14 protein-coding genes are annotated in these 18,052 nt (G+C 59.6%); 2 read left to right on the top strand and 12 right to left on the bottom strand.

Annotated features, from left to right (window positions below):
• Window positions 1–17: 17 nt before the first annotated feature.
• From RBI05_RS06120 to RBI05_RS06100, 5 genes are read right to left on the bottom strand one after another with little or no spacing between them, the layout of a single operon-like run.
• Window positions 18–1,109 carry a GNAT family N-acetyltransferase gene (locus tag RBI05_RS06120; protein WP_310550432.1) on the bottom strand — a complete coding sequence of 364 codons (1,092 nt, stop codon included), beginning with the start codon at window positions 1,107–1,109 and terminating at the stop codon, window positions 18–20.
• Window positions 1,106–2,545 (bottom strand): sensor histidine kinase, encoded by a 1,440-nt coding sequence (locus RBI05_RS06115; protein WP_191089503.1) that lies wholly within the window; start codon window positions 2,543–2,545, stop codon window positions 1,106–1,108. Before RBI05_RS06115 ends, RBI05_RS06120 begins: the two co-directional genes overlap by 4 nt.
• Window positions 2,542–3,240 (bottom strand): response regulator transcription factor, encoded by a 699-nt coding sequence (locus RBI05_RS06110; RefSeq protein ID WP_310550431.1) that lies wholly within the window; start codon window positions 3,238–3,240, stop codon window positions 2,542–2,544. The genes RBI05_RS06115 and RBI05_RS06110 overlap by 4 nt, the downstream gene beginning before the upstream one ends.
• Window positions 3,233–4,528, bottom strand: coding sequence for a hypothetical protein (locus RBI05_RS06105; protein ID WP_191089495.1), 1,296 nt, complete (start codon window positions 4,526–4,528; stop codon window positions 3,233–3,235). The genes RBI05_RS06110 and RBI05_RS06105 overlap by 8 nt, the downstream gene beginning before the upstream one ends.
• Window positions 4,529–4,573: 45 nt before the next feature.
• A complete protein-coding gene (locus RBI05_RS06100; RefSeq protein WP_310550430.1) occupies window positions 4,574–5,302 on the bottom strand; it encodes a phosphonate ABC transporter ATP-binding protein in 729 nt (242 codons plus the stop codon).
• A 167-nt stretch (window positions 5,303–5,469) separates the two neighbouring features.
• Here RBI05_RS06100 and RBI05_RS06095 point away from each other — a divergent pair, with 167 nt between their 5' ends.
• Window positions 5,470–6,393 carry an ArsR/SmtB family transcription factor gene (locus RBI05_RS06095; RefSeq protein WP_310550429.1) on the top strand — a complete coding sequence of 308 codons (924 nt, stop codon included), beginning with the start codon at window positions 5,470–5,472 and terminating at the stop codon, window positions 6,391–6,393.
• Between the two features lie 40 nt (window positions 6,394–6,433).
• Entirely contained in the window at window positions 6,434–7,207 is a 774-nt protein-coding gene (locus RBI05_RS06090) for an HAD family hydrolase (protein ID WP_310550428.1), read from the top strand.
• A 136-nt stretch (window positions 7,208–7,343) separates the two neighbouring features.
• On the opposite strand, the gene RBI05_RS06085 is transcribed toward RBI05_RS06090, so the two are convergent.
• The 7 genes from RBI05_RS06085 to RBI05_RS06055 form a co-directional block, all read right to left on the bottom strand.
• Complete coding sequence (locus RBI05_RS06085) at window positions 7,344–9,713, bottom strand: type IA DNA topoisomerase (protein WP_310550427.1); 2,370 nt, start codon at window positions 9,711–9,713, stop codon at window positions 7,344–7,346.
• A 55-nt stretch (window positions 9,714–9,768) separates the two neighbouring features.
• On the bottom strand, window positions 9,769–11,541 hold the full coding sequence (locus RBI05_RS06080) for a proline--tRNA ligase (RefSeq protein WP_310550426.1): 1,773 nt from the start codon (window positions 11,539–11,541) through the stop codon (window positions 9,769–9,771).
• A gap of 461 nt (window positions 11,542–12,002) precedes the next feature.
• Window positions 12,003–13,490, bottom strand: a complete 1,488-nt coding sequence (locus tag RBI05_RS06075; RefSeq protein ID WP_310550425.1) for a glutamate synthase subunit beta — start codon at window positions 13,488–13,490, stop codon at window positions 12,003–12,005.
• Between the two features lie 208 nt (window positions 13,491–13,698).
• On the bottom strand, window positions 13,699–14,190 hold the full coding sequence (locus RBI05_RS06070; protein WP_150457360.1) for a dihydrofolate reductase: 492 nt from the start codon (window positions 14,188–14,190) through the stop codon (window positions 13,699–13,701).
• A gap of 45 nt (window positions 14,191–14,235) precedes the next feature.
• Window positions 14,236–15,030 (bottom strand): thymidylate synthase, encoded by a 795-nt coding sequence (locus tag RBI05_RS06065; RefSeq protein WP_310550424.1) that lies wholly within the window; start codon window positions 15,028–15,030, stop codon window positions 14,236–14,238.
• A gap of 227 nt (window positions 15,031–15,257) precedes the next feature.
• Complete coding sequence (gene lpdA, locus RBI05_RS06060) at window positions 15,258–16,670, bottom strand: dihydrolipoyl dehydrogenase (protein WP_150457358.1); 1,413 nt, start codon at window positions 16,668–16,670, stop codon at window positions 15,258–15,260.
• 4 nt (window positions 16,671–16,674) lie between these two features.
• Window positions 16,675–18,015: a dihydrolipoamide acetyltransferase family protein gene (locus RBI05_RS06055; RefSeq protein WP_310550423.1), complete on the bottom strand. Its 1,341-nt coding sequence runs from the start codon at window positions 18,013–18,015 to the stop codon at window positions 16,675–16,677.
• Between the last annotated feature and the right edge of the window lie 37 nt (window positions 18,016–18,052).

Raw genomic sequence — 18,052 nt, 5'->3', positions numbered from 1 at the left:
TGTCTGTCTTTCCGATGCTAATTGTTCTCCGAGCGTTCTTTCCATTCCCGGTCCAGAATGCCCATCTCAATCAGATCGACGTAGGACTCTCCGAACAATGCGGCTTCGCGCTGGCATCCCTCGGTCCGGAACCCGGCGGCTTCATAGGTCGCCCTGGCCTGCCGGTTGAAGTCGAAGACGCCCAGCGAGAGCCGGTGCAGTTCCAGCACCTCAAAGCCGATCCGCTGCGCCTCCGCGATGATCCGGCGGCCGATACCGCGTCCCCGGCAGGCTTCATCCAGCACGACCGTTCCGATACGGGCCGAACTGTTGTCGCGGTCGATTGCCGCCAGGCGGAAGTGTCCGACCGTCTCCCCCGTCTGCCGGAGGAAGACGCTGAAGACCAGCTTGTCGGATTCAACTGTATGATTCGCCCCCTCTAGATAGGCGCTCAAGGCAGATGCCGTTACCGGATGTTGAAAGCAGGGACCGGCCCATTGCTTGAGAAATTCGGGAGGCTCGGTCCATCGGGTGAAGGCCTCAAAATCATCCGGGGCAAAAAAGCGGACCCCGATGCCGTTCGCACCGGCCTGCTCCGGCAGCCGTTCATACAGGTTGACCTTCTTGCCGCCGCTTATCTCGTTCATTCCCATCAGCCGGAAGCCGCGGGTCTGATAATATCGGTTCAGCTTGACATTGTTCGCTACAGTATCCAGGCGCAGCCCCAAGCAGCCGCGGTGGCGGGCCAGATCGGCGGCGTATTGAAGCATGGCCGCACCCAGCCCTCCGCCCCGGTAAGCCTGTCCCACGGCCAGACGATGCAGATAAGCATATCTCGGGTCGTTGCGCCGACCCCAGTATTCCGGATCGCTGAATTGCAGGGTGAAGACTCCGGCCGCCTTGTCTTCATCCTCGGCTACATACACTTCACGCTCCGCGAAATACGACGCTACGCCCGCTTCTGTGAACTGTTCGGGCTTCCACTGCGTCAGCCCGTTCTCTCTCATCCATTCCGCCGCGCCGCGCAGCAGCTCCAGCACCTCACGGGCACGCTCGGGTCCGGCCTGCCGGATGACGATGCCCGGTCCGTTCTTCCCCGGCGCCCTCTCTTCGCTGTCATTTCGGCTCATTCCGTCCCCTCCATCTTCTCTTCGGTGTTAATCGTGCCGGAGGCGGCGTCCGCCAGCATGAGCTGAACGCGTACCCGCGTGCCTTGGCCAAGTTCGCTCTCCATCTCCAGAAGCCCTCCGTGCAGCTCGATAATCTGCTGGCTGATCGCGAGCCCCAGACCCGTGCCGCCGTTGAGGGAATCGACCTGGAAGAAGCGGTCCTTCACCCGGGCTAGATGTTCTTCGCTGATCCCGATTCCGGTGTCGCTGACGACCACCTCGACCTGATCCTCAAAGAGCCGGTAGGCATGAATCATAATATCCGAGCCTTCATGCGAGAACTTGATGGCATTGTCGGCGATATTCAGGAAGACCTGCTTCAGCCGGTTGGCGTCTCCGTAGACCACCAGTCCTTCCTCGGCATCGAGCACGAGCCGGATCTGCTTCTTCTCCGCCTTGGCCCAGACGTTCAGCACAATCTCCTGCAGCAGTTCCTTGATGCCGACCGCCCCCATCGAGAGCCGCATTTCGTTCTGCTGAAGCTTCGAGAAGTCGAGCAGCTCCTCCACCAGCCCGATCAGCCGGTTGCTCTCCTTGGAGATAATGCCGACGCCGAGCTTCGTCTCTTCCGGATCATATCCGCCTGAGATCAGCGTCTCGCTCCAGCCCTTGATGCTGGTCAGCGGCGTGCGCAGCTCGTGCGAGATGGAAGAAATGAAGTCATCTTTGATCTGGTTGCTGCGGACGATCTCCTGCGCCATGTAATTCAGCGTCGAGGCCAGATCTGCAATTTCGTAGCGGTAGTTCCCCTTGATCCGGACGTCAAATTTACCCTTCGCCATCTGGGCCGAGACCGCCGTAATATTGTTCAGCGGCTTAACGATGGAATTCGCCAGCCCGAAGCTGAAGGAAGCGACTACGGCCATCACCGCGCCCCCGATCCCGATGGCCAGCAGGGTGACGTTAAAGAGGTTGCTGTTAATGCCTTCAACCGAGGTCAGGTAGCGGAGCACATAGGCGTCCCGCCCGCCGATCTGGAGAACTTTGGAGACGGCCATCACGTTCTCGTTGGTACCCGGCTGCCGGCCGACCCAGCGGCCGATGCTGCCGCCCACCGCCTCCGGAACGTCGCTCGTCGTAATTGTCCGGTCCGGCTGAAAGCCGGTTGAATTGGTAATCATTTTGCCGTCGAGCGTCAGCACCTGAAGCTCCGTATTGCTCAGCTCGAAGCTGTCGAGCAGCTCTTCCAGCGCGAACGGGGAATTCTCGTTCGTCAGCTGGTATTTCTGGTAGAACTCCTCCGCTGCGCTGATATGCGTCGTAATACTGTTGTAGACGCTGTCGTAATAATAAGTCCGGATGGCCAGCAGAAAAATAACTTCCACGAGGAGAAGCGCCAGGAACACGACCAGAATATAGTGCAGGACGATCTGTCTGCGCATCCCCTTCTTCATTATTGTCCCTGGCCTTTCCACTTGTAGCCGTGCCCCCATACCGTCTGCAGGTACTCCGGTTCAGACGGGTTGCTCTCGATTTTTTGCCGCAGCCGGCGGATGTTGACGTCCACGATCTTCGGATCGCCCATGTATTCTTTGCCCCAGACATGATCCAGAAGCACATCGCGGCTGAGCGGCGTATTCTCTTTCTCCAGGAAGAACTGAACCAGCGAGAACTCGGTCGGCGTCAGCTCAATAATCTCTCCGCGCCGCTTGAACTGCTTGGAGATCAGGTCCAGCGTGAACGGTCCCGACTCGAAGGAGACTTTGGCCGCCGGTTCCCGGTGGACGTTGACCCGGCGGAGCAGCGACTGGATGCGGGCAATCAGCTCCGTCGGGCTGAACGGCTTGCTGACATGGTCGTCGGCGCCTACCGAAAGGGCATATACCTTGTCCTGCTCCTGTACTTTGGCGGTCAGGAAAATAATGCCGAGCCGCTCGTTCTTCTCGCGTATTCTCCGGCATACTTCAAAGCCGTCTATCCCCGGCACCATAACATCCAGAAGCGCAATGTCGATATCCGAAACGCTGGTCAGAATCCGGAGCGCTTCATTCCCGTCTCCCGCCTCCAGCACCTCAAAGCCGTTGCGCTTCAAATTGATGACGATAAAACTGCGGATGGACTCTTCATCCTCCAGAATCAACACTTTACTCATCCATACCCTTCCTCTCCGCGGCGGCGCCCGAAGCGCCCGTTCTTCCTCCTGCCGTGTTCTGTTCCAGCTTGCCCCGATAACCGATGATCCGGTCCTGGTCTCTTCCCCAGAGCTCCCAGCCGCCGCTGTTCTTCGCCCGCTCCCACTCCTGGGGCGAGAAGAACGAAATTTCGGCTACCGTCTCGCCAGTCTCCTGCATGATGAACTTCAAATATTCGTTCTGCACCGATTTTGTATCCACCGTTACTTTGCCGTGCCACTCCGGCGGGAAATTCATGAAGAACCGATTGGACGGATCGCGGTACTGCTGGAGCGTGAAATCCAGCCCTTCCTTGCCGTCCCACTTGTAGTAGGAGGTGAACCAGGGAACGGATGCCGTGTCAAAAAACTCCCAGCCCGCCGGCCGCTCCAGCAGACCAATCTCGATGATGCCGTCGCCGTCGATATCCGTGCTTGGAATCCGGCTGTCTTTGAAGGTGCGGTCATCGCCCGGCAGCGCGATGCGGAAGCGGTTGTTCTCCATCACCACCAGATAGCTGTAAGCGGAATGCGAGTTAACCGCCGCATCCAGCACAATGCCCTCCTTGCCTTCGGCTACCCGGCCCGCGATGACGTTGTAATAGTTGTTGATGTACGGGTCCAGGTTATCGAGCCGGTCGAGCTCCTTGAATCCGTCGTCGAACTGGTACGCCGTAAGCGTCGCTGCTTCATTTCGTTTCAGCGAGACCACGGAAATATCGGGCTTGCCGTCCCCGTTCAGGTCGTCGATGACATAACGGGTATAGGACAGCGACAGCAGCTCTTCCAGCGGTCCGCCCGAATAACTGTAGATGACAAGCCCCTTCTGCAGCCCCTCGTCTCCCCGGGAATAGCCGGCAATGATCTCGGGACGGCCGTCGCCGGTCACGTCGCGGATCTCCACCGTCTCCAGCACCGTGCCTTCCCCGTCAAAAGACAGCTTCCGAACCCAGGCGTTCTTCTGCTTCTCCAGAATCATGCCATGGATCTGCACCGCTTCGCCGGGTGTCTCATAGAACACCAGTGTCTCCGGTATGCCGTCTTTGTTGAGATCCTCGGTGCGAATGGAGCTGTCGTCGTCGTTCGTCGGACGAATCAGCACCGAACCGGCCGGTTTCAGCGCGTTGATGGCGGTCATCAGCGTCGCCTTGTCCTGCGGGAGTGCGGGAGATTTCATCATGGACACCGGATCGTTGATATAATTGCAGCCCGGCAGCAGCAGAATCAGCATTAGTCCCGCCGCCAGCCGTCTCGGCCCGATCCTCCTCACGAATCATCACTCATTTCACGTAAAATAGGCAGCTTCCGCTCCCGCTCATAGAAGGCCGGCCCGTTCCTGGGAAGTCAGCCGCCGGCCGGTGACATCGTGCTTGATGATCCCATCCTTGAGCACCCACAGCCGGGTGCTGAAGCGTTCTGCCAGTTCCAGCGGCAGCACCGCAATAACCGTCAGCCCGGTCGTCTTGCAGAGGTCGCGCAGCGTCTCCAGCACCTTCTCGGCGGATCTCGGGTCGAGACCCGTTACCGGCTCGTCGGCCAGAATATACCGGGCGCCGTGCACCAGCGCCCGCGCGATCGCAATCCGCTGCCGCTCGCCCCCGCTGAGCTGTCCGCTCTTCAGCTTGGCCTTGTCCAGAAGGCCGAGCCGCTCCAATTCGTCCATCGCGCCCATGTAATCGTCCGAGCGGACCATTCCGGTTGCCCGCCGCCACCACGGCGTCTGGGCCGCCTGCCCGATCAGCACATTCTTGAGCGCCGTCCGGTTCGGGTCCAGCGTGACGTTCTGTTCAAGAAAAGCCCACTCCCGGCGGACGTTCCGCTTACCGGACCAGCCGCCCTTGAGAATGTCCTTGCCGTCAATCCGGAAGGCGCCCTTGTCCCACCGGTCGCGAAGCGCCAGGCAGCGCAGCAGCGTGCTCTTCCCGCTGCCGCTCTCTCCGAGAACGCTCACAAATTCGCCCGGGTCCAGCCGGAAGCCTATATCGCGAAGCACCGGAACCTTCTCCGGTCCGACCGATTTGGCCAAATGCTCTACGATTACCATAAGCGAAGCCTCTCCATTTCCGTACCTATAATAATATCGTATTCCCCTGAGATTTCATCCCAACATTATAGTGGACAACGACAATCAAAACAAGGGATAATAAATAGAAATCGGGTTTTCGCCAAACACTGTGAAAGAGTGTGCTTTGTAGGAGGACTGCATGCTTCATGGATTATAAAGTCATCATCGACGTATCGCCGGTGTACGAGCTGCTGGACAGCTTCATGCTGTACGTCACGCGCAAATGGATCTCGAATCTGGACATCGGCCCGGACTGGGTCCGGCAGGTGGACGACCAGATTCCGCCCCAGAAGACCGCCGCTCTGATGAGCGCCGCCGATTGGCCCATCGACGACTATGATATTCTGTACGCCTGGGCGTACAGCTCGGGACCGGCCGCCAACATTTCACGCTTCCTGGAGGAGCTGGACTCCGAAGAGGAAGCCTGGTGGCACGCCCGCGCGCTGGAATTTGTTCCTTCGCTGACGGCGCAGGAGAGCGGGCGGATTCAGCGCGGATACGCTCCGCTGCTGCGGATCTGGCATGAATCCTATTTTCGGCGTGTAGAGAATCAGATGCTCCCGCTGCTGATCGAGGACGGGAACGAGAAGAAGCTCCTTCAGAGCAAGATGGATTCCGTCGCCCTCGTCGAGTATGCCTCCGGCGGCGTCGTGATCGAGGAGATCCCGGGCCTTTCGACAATCGTGCTGCTTCCGACGGTTCATAACCGTCCGATCAATACGTACTGTCAGTACCGGAATCTGATTATGGTGCAGTACCCTGTCGACATTCCCGTCGACAATGACGACGACCCTCCCACCGAGCTGCTGCGGATGACCAAGGCGCTCTCCGATCCCGTCAGGCTCCGGCTGCTGCGCTATCTGGCCAACGAGCCGAAGTCGCTATGGGAGATGAAGAACGATCTCGGCCAGTCCGGCGATATGCTCATGCATCATCTGATGATGCTCCGGGTGGCGGGGCTGCTGCGCATCCACCTGTCCGACCCGGACGGGGAGCGGTTCAGCATCCGGCCCGACGGCGCCTCGGAGCTGCAGCTCTTTCTTGAGTCGTACGTTCATCGTCAGGGTTAAAAGAACAATACAGAGATTGGACACAAGGAGTGAATGAGCGATGAACTATTGGACACCGCCCTATAAGGCCCAGCAAGTCATTTTTGATCTGGATGACACGCTCGTCCACTGCAACAAGTATTTCGACCTGATTCTCGGCCAGTTCTTCGAGACCATGGGCGACTGGTTCCGTGCCTACGGCCCGACGACTGCCGAAATGCGCGCCAAGCAAGTAGAGATTGATGTGGAGACGGTCAGCGCGAGCGGCCTGGCAAGCGATAATTTCCCGAAATCGCTCATTGCCACTTACCGGCATTTCTGCGGAAAATACGGCCGACCGGCCGAACCCTTTGAGGAAGAGCAGCTGATGAAGCTGGGTCTGAGCGTCTATGACCAGGAGATCGAAGCTTATCCGGGCATGGTAGAGACCCTGGACGCGCTCAAGAGCGACGGACATGAGCTGTATCTGTATACGGGCGGCGACGCCGTGATCCAGCAGCGGAAGATCGAGCAGATGAAGCTCGACCTGTATTTCGATGACCGGATCTTCATCCGCCAGCATAAGAATGTCGAAGCGCTGGAAGATATTTTGGTCCAAGGCGGCTTCGACCGCGAACGCACCTGGATGATCGGCAACTCGCTGAGAACGGATGTCCTTCCCGCCGTCACGGCCGGGATCAAGAGCATCTATCTGAAGCAGCAGAATGAGTGGCTCTATAACATGATCGAGCTGCAGCGCGAGCTTCATCAGTCCGTTATCACCATTACGAAGGTAGAGGAAGTCGTGCCGGTCATTCGCGGCGCCGCCTCGCACCGGAAGAAGAACCACGGGTGAACCCTCTTCCCGTGCGGCCTGCACAGGAACAAGAAGACCGGCCCCGCCGCGGCATGCGGCGAAGCCGGTCTTCTTCGGTTCCTGTCGTATCCAAGGTAGGTCCGGTGTCCGGGCGTCGTTCCCGCTGCTCCGAGTTCTACAACCGCTCCAGCTTCAGCCCTCCGGTCTGCAGGTCGGCCAGCGCCAGTCTCCCCTCCGCCGGTGAACCGTCCGGCCCTGTCAGCTTCAGCTTGGCCGTGCGCCCTTTCTCCAGCAGCGCCTTCACCTGGGACTCGGTCAGCTTCCGGCCAAATTCCTCCTGCTCCTGCCAGATGACGAACCGGCAGCCTTCCCGGTAGCGGGAGCAGCCGTAGCCTTTGCGGCCCATGAAGATGTGGCCGCCGCAGCCCGGCCGCGGGCAGGGGCCGACGATCTTCGGCCCCTGCTCCCCCGCCGCTGCCGGTGCGGCCTTGCGGGCCGGATTGCCTGCGTCCGCCGCAGCGCCGGCCGCGCGGGCGCCGGTCCGCCGCGTCCCCGCAGAAGCGCTGCGCGCTGCGGGAATCGCAGGGGCCGCGGCGCCTTGGCCGCGCGCGCTGCCTCCGGCGGCGCCTGACCCGGCGCCGGAGCGGCCGCGGCCCGATGCGCGGGCCGCTCCCGTCTCCTTGGGACCGCCGCCTTCAAAGGCGGTCCGGTCCGCCCGCGACTGCGCCCGGACCTTCTCGACGATCATGGCGGCGAACCGCTTCACGTTCGCCATGAACGTCTCGTCCGAAGCCGTTCCGCGGGCAATCTCGTTCAGCCGGCGTTCCCACTGCCCGGTCATCTCGGGCGAAGTCAGCAGCTCCACGCCGGCTTCCCGGACCAGCTCGACGGCCGTGCGGCCTTTCGGCGTCAGGACAATTTTTTTGCCCTGCATATCGATATAGCCGACCTTCTTCAGCCGCTCGATCGTCGCCGCCCGCGTCGCCGGTGTGCCCAGACCCGAGTCCTTCATGGCGTCCCTCAGCTCTTCGTCCTCAATCTGCTTGCCCGCGCTCTCCATCGCCTTCAGCAGCGTCCCTTCGGTGAACGCCTTCGGCGGCTGCGTCTCTTTCTCCTTGACGGACGCATCCCGGCAGTCCGCCGGAGCGTTCCGGTCGACAGAGAACGGCTCGCTGACCTCGATCTCCTCCGGTTCCTCCTCTTCCTTGCCCTTCTTGTTCCCCCGGGACGGCTTTGCCGGGCCCTCGCCGGCATACAGCGCCTTCCAGCCGAGGCTGAGCAGCTCTTTGACGTTCGTCTTGAACGTCTCTCCCTCGACTTCGGTCAGAACCGCGTGCTGCTTATATTCGGCAGCGGGATAGAACTGGGACAGGAATCGTTTTACGATCAGGTCGTACAGCTTGCCCTCGTCGGGATTCAGACCGTTCGCCTTCCGGTAGGTCGGCAGGATCGCATGGTGATCCTCTACCTTCGCCGGATTGCAGACGAACTTGTTCCCTTTGTGAACCAGACTGCGGTTCGCGCCCTGGACCCAGGTATCATAAGCCGTGCCCTGAAGGGAAGACAGCGTCTTGTGCATCTCCGGAATGTTCTGCTCGGTGACGTAGTTGGAATTCGTCCGCGGATAGGAAATGACCTTGTGCTTCTCGTAGAGCGCCTGGGCAAGATCGAGCGTTTTTTTGGCCGAGAATCCGAATTTGCCGTTCGCCTCCCGCTGCAGAAGCGTCAGGTCGTACAGCTTGTTGGGATACTCCTTCGTCTCCTTCACCTCATAAGAGGCAAGCCGGCCCGGCTTCCCTTTGACCTTGTTCGCAATCGCTTCCGCCTTGGCCCGGTCCGTCATGCGTTCGCCCTGCCACATTCCCCGGTAGGACAGCTCCGACTGCCTGAATTGGCCCTCCACCTCAAAATACTTCAGCGAAGAGAACGCCTCGATCGTCTTCTGGCGGTCATAGATAAGAGCCAGCACCGGCGTCTGCACCCGTCCGACCGACAGCAGCACATTATGCCGGGTCGTGAACGCCCGCGAACCGTTCATGCCGATCAGCCAGTCCGCTTCGCTGCGGGCCCGGGCCGCTCTGGTCAGATTGTCGTATTCCGCGCCGTCCTTCAGCTCCTGAAACCCTCGGCGTATCGTCTCGGGCGTCAAGTCCGAAATCCACAGCCGCTTCACCGGCTGGGTCAGCTTCAAATGCCGCTGAATGAGGGAGAAAATGTGCTGTCCCTCCCGTCCGGCGTCGCAGGAATTAATCAGAAGCGAGCTGCGCTGCGCCAGCTCCTGAATGACCTTCAGCTGATCGGCCGTTCTCCGGTTCGCCACCAGCTTGAATTCGGCGGGAATAATCGGCAGGTCGCCGATGTTCCACTTCTTGTACTTGGGATCGTACAGATCGGGCTCTGCCAGCTCGACAAGATGGCCGATCGCCCAGGTGATGATATATTCATCTCCTTCCAGATAGGTCCGGAAATTACGGGCCTTGGGGTCGATCGCAGCCGCAATATTCCGTCCCATATCGGGTTTCTCCGCAATGATCAGTGTCTTCAAGTACCCTCGCTCCGCTTCGTTCAAATTTCAGCTCAGTCCCAACCCTGAAATTCTATTATAGCATTAAGTCCGGGCCGGGCTGCATAATTTCCGCCAGCGCTTCCTCCGCCGCAAGCTCTCTGCCCGTCCCCACGGACCGGCTGCGCAGCTCCACCCTGCCCTCTGCCGCCCCCCGGCCTACAATGAGCGTCCAGGGAATGCCGATCAGTTCGGCATCCTTGAACTTCACGCCAGGCCGCTCTTCCCGGTCGTCCAGCAGCACTTCCATTCCCTGCGAGCGAAGCGTCTCGTACAGCCGGCGGGCAAGCTCCATCTGAACCCCGTCCTGAGCCGCAACCGGAATCAGATGGACCGTGAACGGGGCCAGGGACGGAGGCCAGCACAGCCCGTCTTCCCTGGCGCTCTGCTCGGCCACGGCTGCCAGCAGCCGGGATACGCCGATGCCGTAGCAGCCCATAATCAGCGGCTGTTCTTGACCGCGCTCATCCCGGAAGGTTGCGCGTAGTCTTCCGCTGTACCGGGTGCCGAGCTTGAATACATGCCCGATTTCGATGCCCTTCACCAGGTCGACAGATCCCGATTCGCAGCGCGGGCAGGCGTCTCCGGCCCGGATCAAGCGGAAGTCGCCGGTATGGTCGGCGCGGAAGTCCCGTCCCGGCACGACATGCCGCCAGTGTTCATCCGGAGCGCCCGCCCCGGCTACCGCTTCCGCCATCGCCATCGCCGCATGGTCCGCAAGGAGCGGCAGCGACAGGCCGACCGGACCGACGAAGCCCGGACGGGTTCCCGCTGCGGCCAGGACCGTCTCTTCATCCGCAAGCTCAATCGTGTCGGCCTTCAGGAACGCCTTCACTTTAAGCTCGTTCACCTCATGATCGCCGCGGACCAGCACCGCGATCACCTGGCCGTCCGCTGCGTAGATCAGCGTCTTCAGGACGTCCTCCGCCCGCAGACCGCAGGCATCCTGCAGCTCCTCCACCGTGCGGATGCCCGAGGTTGCAAAGCGCTCGGGAGCGGCCTTCGGAGCGGCCTTTGGAGCTTCCTTTGAGCCTGCTCCCGCAACACCGGAGGCGGCCGCTTCCCCGTCCGTCCGGCGGTCATTCTTCAGAGACCGGGTCTCTGCCCGCTCTACGTTGGCCGCATAGCCGCAGCAGCTGCAGACGGCGATATCGTCCTCTCCGATGGCGGCCAAGGCCATGAACTCATGGCTGCCGCTGCCTCCGATTGCGCCCGAGTCGGCTTCTGCCGCCCGGAAATTCAGGCCGCACCGCGTAAAGATGCGGTGGTACGCCTCGAACATGCTCTGATACGCAGCGTCCAGTTCCTGTTCCGAGCGGCCGAATGAATACGCATCCTTCATCAGAAATTCGCGTCCCCGCAGCAGACCGAACCGGGGACGGCGCTCATCGCGGAACTTCGTTCCGATCTGATACACGCTGACCGGAAGCTGACGGTAGCTGGAGACTTCGCTGCCGACCAGTGCAGTAACGACCTCTTCATGGGTCGGACCGAGTGCAAATTCGCGGCCGTGCCGGTCTTCCAGCAGCATGAGATCCCGGCCGTACAGCTCGTATCGGCCCGATTCCCGCAGGAGCTCTGCGGGATGAAGCGAAGGCAGACGCAGCTCGGCTGCACCTGCGGCCTCCATCTCTTCCCGGATAATCCGCTCGATCCGTGACAGCACGCGCTGGGCAAGCGGCAGATAGGAGTAGACGCCGGCTGCCAATTGCCGGATATAGCCTGCCCGCAGCAGCAGGGCATGGCCCTTCGTATCGGCCTCGGCCGGCTGCTCGCGGAGGGTGCGGATCAGCATTTGGCTCTGTTTCATGGAAATCCACCTTTCTGGGGAGGGAATGGGAACGCAAAAAGGCACATTCGTCAGGGACGAATGTGCCGTGGTACCACCCTAATTCAACCGATTCGGTGCGGGCCTTGCTTAGCGCGCCGGAAACGATCCTTCAGCCGGATAACGTCCGGCAGGACGGCGGCGGTTAATTCCCGCCGCAGCTCGCAAGGCGGGGGAACCTTCCGTCTGCCCATGGGGAATCTCTCAGCCGGTGGATTCCCTTTCTGTACGGACGCTGGACGAAAGGCGTTCCTTGGTCAACGCTGTGTCAGCTCATGAATTTAGACTACTGTACCCGATCTGTCCGGATTCGTCAACCCGGCAGGGCCGCAGGGCAGCAGCAGACTGCTGGCTTAAGCAGCCTTGCCCGACGCAAAAAACCGCGGCCTTTCGGCCGCGGACGCTAAAATTGCATGGGATTAGGCGGATCACAGAAGTTCGGACTAGACCAGCACGGTAGAACCCATCAAATACTTGTCTACTTCACGGGCGGCCTCGCGTCCCTCGTTGATGGCCCATACCACCAGACTCTGGCCGCGCCGCATGTCGCCGGCCGCGAATACTTTGTCCACATTCGTGGCAAACTTGCCGTAGCGGGCCTTGACGTTCGTCCGGCGGTCCGTCTCCAGCTTCAGCTCCCGGATCAGTTCCTGCTCCGGTCCGTCGAAGCCGATCGCAACCAGGGCCAGCTGAGCCGGATAGACGGCTTCCGTTCCCGGAATCGGCTCATAGATCTTCCGGCCGTTCTCGTCGACCGTCCGGCGAATGTTGACCGTATGCAGCTCTTTCAGATTGCCGTTCTCATCGCCGACGAACTTGGTCGTCATGATGGAGAACTCGCGCGGGTCTTCGCCGAAGACCGCCTTGGCTTCCTCCTGGGCGTAATCGAGACGGTAGACATTCGGGAACTGCGGCCACGGATTGGCGACCGTATCGCGCGTCAGCGGCGCCTTCTCATGCGTGCCGAACTGCGTGATGCTCTTGCAGCCGTGACGGAGGGCCGTTGCCACGCAGTCGGAGCCGGTATCCCCGCCGCCGAGCACAATGACATCCTTGCCTTCCGCAGACACATAGTTGCCGTCCTCAAGACCCGAGTCCAGATAACTGCGGATTGTACCGTTCAGATAATCCATTGCATACATGACCCCGTTCAAATCGCTTCCTTCAGCCGTGAAGCGGCGGGCCTTGGTCGCGCCGCCGCACAGAACGACGGCGTCGTATTCGTCTACAAGCTGCTGGGCAGGAATGTCCTTCCCGATCTCGGTATTCACGACAAAGTTCACACCCTCCGCCGCGAGCAGATCGACCCGGCGCTGCACGACGCGCTTGTCGAGCTTCATGGTTGGGATGCCGTAGGTCAGCAGACCGCCGATGCGGTCGGCCCGTTCGTAGACGGTCACGGTATGACCAGCCTTGTTGAGCTGAGCGGCGGCGGCGAGGCCGGCAGGGCCGGAGCCGACGACTGCAACCTTTTTGCCGGTACGCTTCTCGGGCGGCTGCGGAACGACCCAGCCTTCCTCAAAACCTTTGTCGATAATCGCCAGCTCGATCGTCTTGATCGTCACCGGCTGGCCGATCAGGCCGACGGTACAGGAACCCTCGCACGGTGCAGGGCAGATGCTCCCGGTGAATTCCGGGAAGTTATTGGTTTTGTGGAGGCGTTCCAGCGCTTCCTTCCACAGGCCCCGGTAGACCAGGTTGTTCCATTCCGGAATCAGATTGTGCACCGGACAGCCCGACGTGCCGCCCGCCATGTCGATCCCCGTATGACAATAAGGCGTGCCGCAGTCCATACAGCGTGCGCCCTGCGTGCGCAGCTCCTCCTCGGACAGATGAAGGTGGAATTCTTCCCAATCTTTAACGCGCTGCTGCGGATCGCGGTCGGCCGGGAGCTGCCGCTTGTACTCCATAAACCCCGTAGGTGTAGACATCTGCTTGTATCCCCCATCCGTTCTCTTCTTATAGCTGTAGCTGCCAAATCCGTACATTTCTAATTTGTACAATACTAATTTTAATTATAGTAGCATTCGCACCACCTTAGCTGCATGGACTTTTCTGCACATTGTTTGCACTATTTAACATGTCATGTCAGCAAAAAAAGCTATCAGTGGTGATTAATATCGTTTATGGTTAAAACGCTTACTCCGAACGTTCATACACCATAAAACGGTAATCATACGGATTCTTCTCATCCCGAATTCCCTGCTCCGAGGAGACTTCCTTCCACTCGCTCCAGTCCACTTCCGGGAAATACGTATCCCCTTCGAACTCATGGTCGATGCGGGTGACGACGAGCCGGTCAGCGTACGGCAGGGTTAAGCGGTAGATCTCCGCTCCGCCAATGACCATCAGTTCATCCGATCCCTTGGCGAGCTTCAGCGCTTCTTCGGTGCTTGCAGCCACCTGGGCTCCCTCCGCCCGGTAGTCCGGGTCCCGGGTCAATATAATCGAGCGGCGGCCCGGCAGGGGCCGGCTTCCGAGCGATTCCCAGGTTTTGCGGCCCATCAGCATCGTCTTGCCCATTGTCCGTTCCTTGAAAAAAGCGAAATCCCGGGGAATGCTCCAAGGCATTCCGTTCTCCCGTCCGATGAGACCGTTTCGGTCCATCGCCCAAATCAGCGTCGTCTCCATATTCATCCCTCCAGTCCCGAATCCGGCCGGACGCCTGTCGGGCGGCTAGATCGCCACCGGCGCCTTGATGGCCGGGTGATGCCGGTAATTGAGAAACTCGAAGTCTTCGTATTCGTAATCAAAGATACTGTCCGGCTTCCGCCGGATATGGAGCTGCGGCAGTTCGTAAGGCTCGCGGGCCAGCTGTGTACGAACCTGCTCCAGATGATTTGTATAAATGTGCACATCGCCGCCTGACCAGATAAATTCTCCCGGCTCCAGGTCCGTCTGCTGGGCAACCATATGCGTCAGCAGCGCATAGCTGGCAATATTGAACGGGAGGCCGAGAAACGTATCCACCGACCGCATATTCAGCAGGCACGACAGCTTCCCGTCCGCCACGTAGAACTGAAACGCATAATGGCACGGCGGCAGCTTCATCTGTTCGATCTCGCCTACGTTCCAGGCGCTGACCAGATGCCGGCGCGAATCGGGATTCCGCTTAATCCCCTCGATCACTTCGGTGATCTGGTCAATCCGTCGTCCGTCGGCGCTCTCCCAAGTCCGCCACTGCGAGCCGTATACGGGGCCGAGGTTGCCCTCTTCGTCCGCCCACTCGTCCCAGATGGTGACCCCGTTCTCCTTCAGGTACCGGATGTTCGTGTCTCCGCTCAGGAACCAGAGCAGCTCGTGGATCACCGACTTCAGATGGATTCGCTTCGTCGTCAGCAGCGGGAATCCCTCCGACAGATCGAACCGAAGCTGCCGTCCGAAGACGGATACCGTTCCGGTTCCGGTGCGGTCGCTCTTCTCTGTGCCGTAATCCAGAATATCCTGGAGTAAATCCAGATACTTGCGCACTTGCAGCACCCCTCTCTCTGTATATGGTTCATCCTAGTTTACCATGACCGGACGCGCCTTGTAACTTCCTGCGAACAATTGCCACAATAACTTCCGCCTTTTGGAGCCGGACGCAGAGCCTCTTGCAGCTTCTCCTTCTTGCAAAAAGAGCGAAGCCGCCTCTTCAGGCGCTTCGCTCTTTCCCTGCAGGCCGCAAGCGGCCCCCGGGGCCCGCTGTGCCAGTCAGATTATTTCAGGACATGAATCGGATGGCCTTCTACCAGTTCGGCAGCTTCCATCACGATTTCGCCCAGTGTCGGGTGGGCATGAATCGTCAGCGAGATGTCTTCCAGAGTAGCGCCCATCTCAATCGCCAGGCCCAGCTCGGCGATGAGGTTAGAGGCTTCCAGACCGACAATCTGCGCGCCCAGCACGAGGTTGTTGTCTGCATTCGCGACAATCTTAATGAAGCCGTCAGGGCTGTTCAGCGACAAGGCGCGGCCGTTGCCCGCGAACGGGAACTTGCCGGACTTCACTTTGTAGCCTTTCTCCTTGGCTTCCTTCTCGGTCAGACCGACGCTGGAGCATTCCGGATCCGTGAAGACAACGGCAGGAATAACCTTGTAGTCCACAACGGATTTATGTCCGGAGATCGCTTCGGCTGCGATCTTGCCTTCATAAGAAGCTTTGTGAGCCAGAGCTAGACCCGGCACTACGTCGCCGATAGCAAAGATGTGCGGGATGTTGGTGCGTCCCTGATGATCAACCTTGATCAGACCGCGTTCGTCCAGCTCTACGCCGATAAGGTCGAGGCCCAGCTCGCCATCGGTGTTCGGACGGCGGCCTACGGTTACCAGCAGGTATTCGGCTGTAACTTCCTTGGATTCTCCGCCAACCGAATATTTCACGGTAACGTCCTTATCGGTCTGCGTAGCGCTCTCGGCCTTCGCATTCGTTACGATCTCGATGCCTGTCTTCGCCATGTTCTTGGCAACCAGACGGGTCATATCCTTGTCAAAGCCCGGCAGCACGGTATCCATGCCTTCAATGATCGTCACTTTCGTGCCGAACTTGGAGTACATCTGGCCGAGCTCGGCGCCGATGTAGCCGCCGCCGATTACGATCATGCTCTTTGGAATTTCCGGCAGATCCAGAGCTTCCGTCGAGGAGAGGATACGTCCGCCGAACGGGAACGGCTTCAGCTCGATCGGGCGGGAGCCCGTAGCGATGATGCAGTTCTTGAAGCGGTAGCGCGGGGATTCGTGATCGTTGAATACCCGGGCTTCCGTTGTGCTGATGAACATGCACTCACCGTTGAAGATTTCAACCTTGTTGCCCTTCAGCAGGCCGGCAACGCCGCCGGTCAGCTTCTTGACAACGCCCTGCTTGAATTCCTGCGTCTTGGCAAAATCCACCTTCACGTTCTCGGCCGAAATGCCGAACGCTTCGCCGTGCTGGGCGGACTCATATTGATGAGCCGCCGAGATCAGCGCTTTGGAAGGGATACAGCCGCGGTTAAGACACACGCCGCCGACTTCGGATTTGTCTACGATCAGAACTTTCTGTCCCAGCTGTGCGGCGCGAATGGCGGCAACATATCCGCCAGGTCCGGCACCGATCACCAATGTATCAATATCGAGTGAAGCGTCTCCCACTACCATATGATTACACCTCCATAACCAGCAGCTCAGGGTTAGCGAGCAGCGATTTAATGTAGTTCATAAAGTTCTGCGCCGTAGCGCCGTCGATAAGGCGATGGTCAAAGCTCAGCGACAGCGCCATAACCGGAGCGGCTACGATCTCGCCGTTCTTGACAACTGCCTTCTCGCTGATGCGGCCTGTTCCGAGGATGGCCACTTCCGGGTAGTTGATGATCGGCGTGAAGAACATGCCCCCGGCGGAACCGATGTTCGTGATGGAAATGGTGCTGCCCTTCATTTCGTTCGGAGACAGCTTGCCTTCGCGGCCTCTGGCTGCAAGGTCGCTGATCGCCTGGGCGATCATCCAGATGCTCTTGCGGTCCGCATCTTTGATAACCGGTACAATCAGACCGTTGTCCGTATCCGTTGCGATACCGATGTTGTAGTACTTCTTGTAGACAATTTCGTTGGCTTCTTCGTCGATCATGGCGTTCAGGGCCGGGAATTGACGGGAAGCGGCTACCAACGCCTTAACGATGAACGGCAGGTAAGTGACCTTGATGCCCTTCTTCTCGGCAGTCGGTTTCATGCGGGAACGGAAGGCCACCAGTTCGGTAACGTCCACCTCGTCCATGATCGTAACATGAGGAGCGGTGTACGCCGACTTGACCATGGCGTTCGAGATCGCCTTGCGAATGCCCTTGAACGGCACGCGCTCTTCTTCCTGGCTGACGTTGCCGGAAGCAGAGGAAGCTGCAGAAGCGGCCGGAGCGGAAGACTTCTCGGCTGCAGGCGCGCTGGATGCGGCCGGTGCTGCGGAGGTCTGCCCGCCGTTCATGAAGGCTTCAACATCCTCGCGGGTGATCTTGCCGCCCTTGCCGGTTCCGTTCACTTTGGAAATGTCCACGCTGTTGTCGCGGGCGAACTTGCGCACGCTTGGCGTAGCCAGCACATCATGGTCCGGAGCCGGTACCGATGCGCCGCCAGCTTCGCCGGCTTTGGCATCCGAAGGACTCGAAGCGGCCGGGGAAGAAGTCGTATCCACGTTGCCCTTGGAGGAATCCGCTTCCTGGGCGCCGTGAGCCTGATCTTCGGCAGGCGCTTCCGCGCCTTCCGGCAGATCGCCTTCCGCGTCGATAACCGCTACGGTCTGGCCGACATGGAACACGTCTCCGTCCTTCGCCAATACTTCCAGCACCGTACCGTTGACCGGGCAGGGAACTTCCACCACTGCCTTGTCATTCTGCACTTCCATGATGATATCTTCGTCTGTTACTTTGTCGCCGGCTTTAATGAGCACTTTAATAATTTCGCCTTCATGCAGGCCTTCGCCCAGTTCCGGGAACGGGTAATTATATTTTGCCACGTTCGACAACCTCCTCTATATAAATGGTAGTACGGAT

Origin of the sequence: Paenibacillus glufosinatiresistens, from assembly GCF_031470375.1 — a bacterium.
In the GTDB taxonomy this organism is placed as follows: domain Bacteria; phylum Bacillota; class Bacilli; order Paenibacillales; family Paenibacillaceae; genus Paenibacillus_AQ; species Paenibacillus_AQ glufosinatiresistens.
The sequence above is the reverse complement of the archived record's forward strand: the minus strand, read 5'-3'. Positions and strand labels throughout refer to the sequence as shown.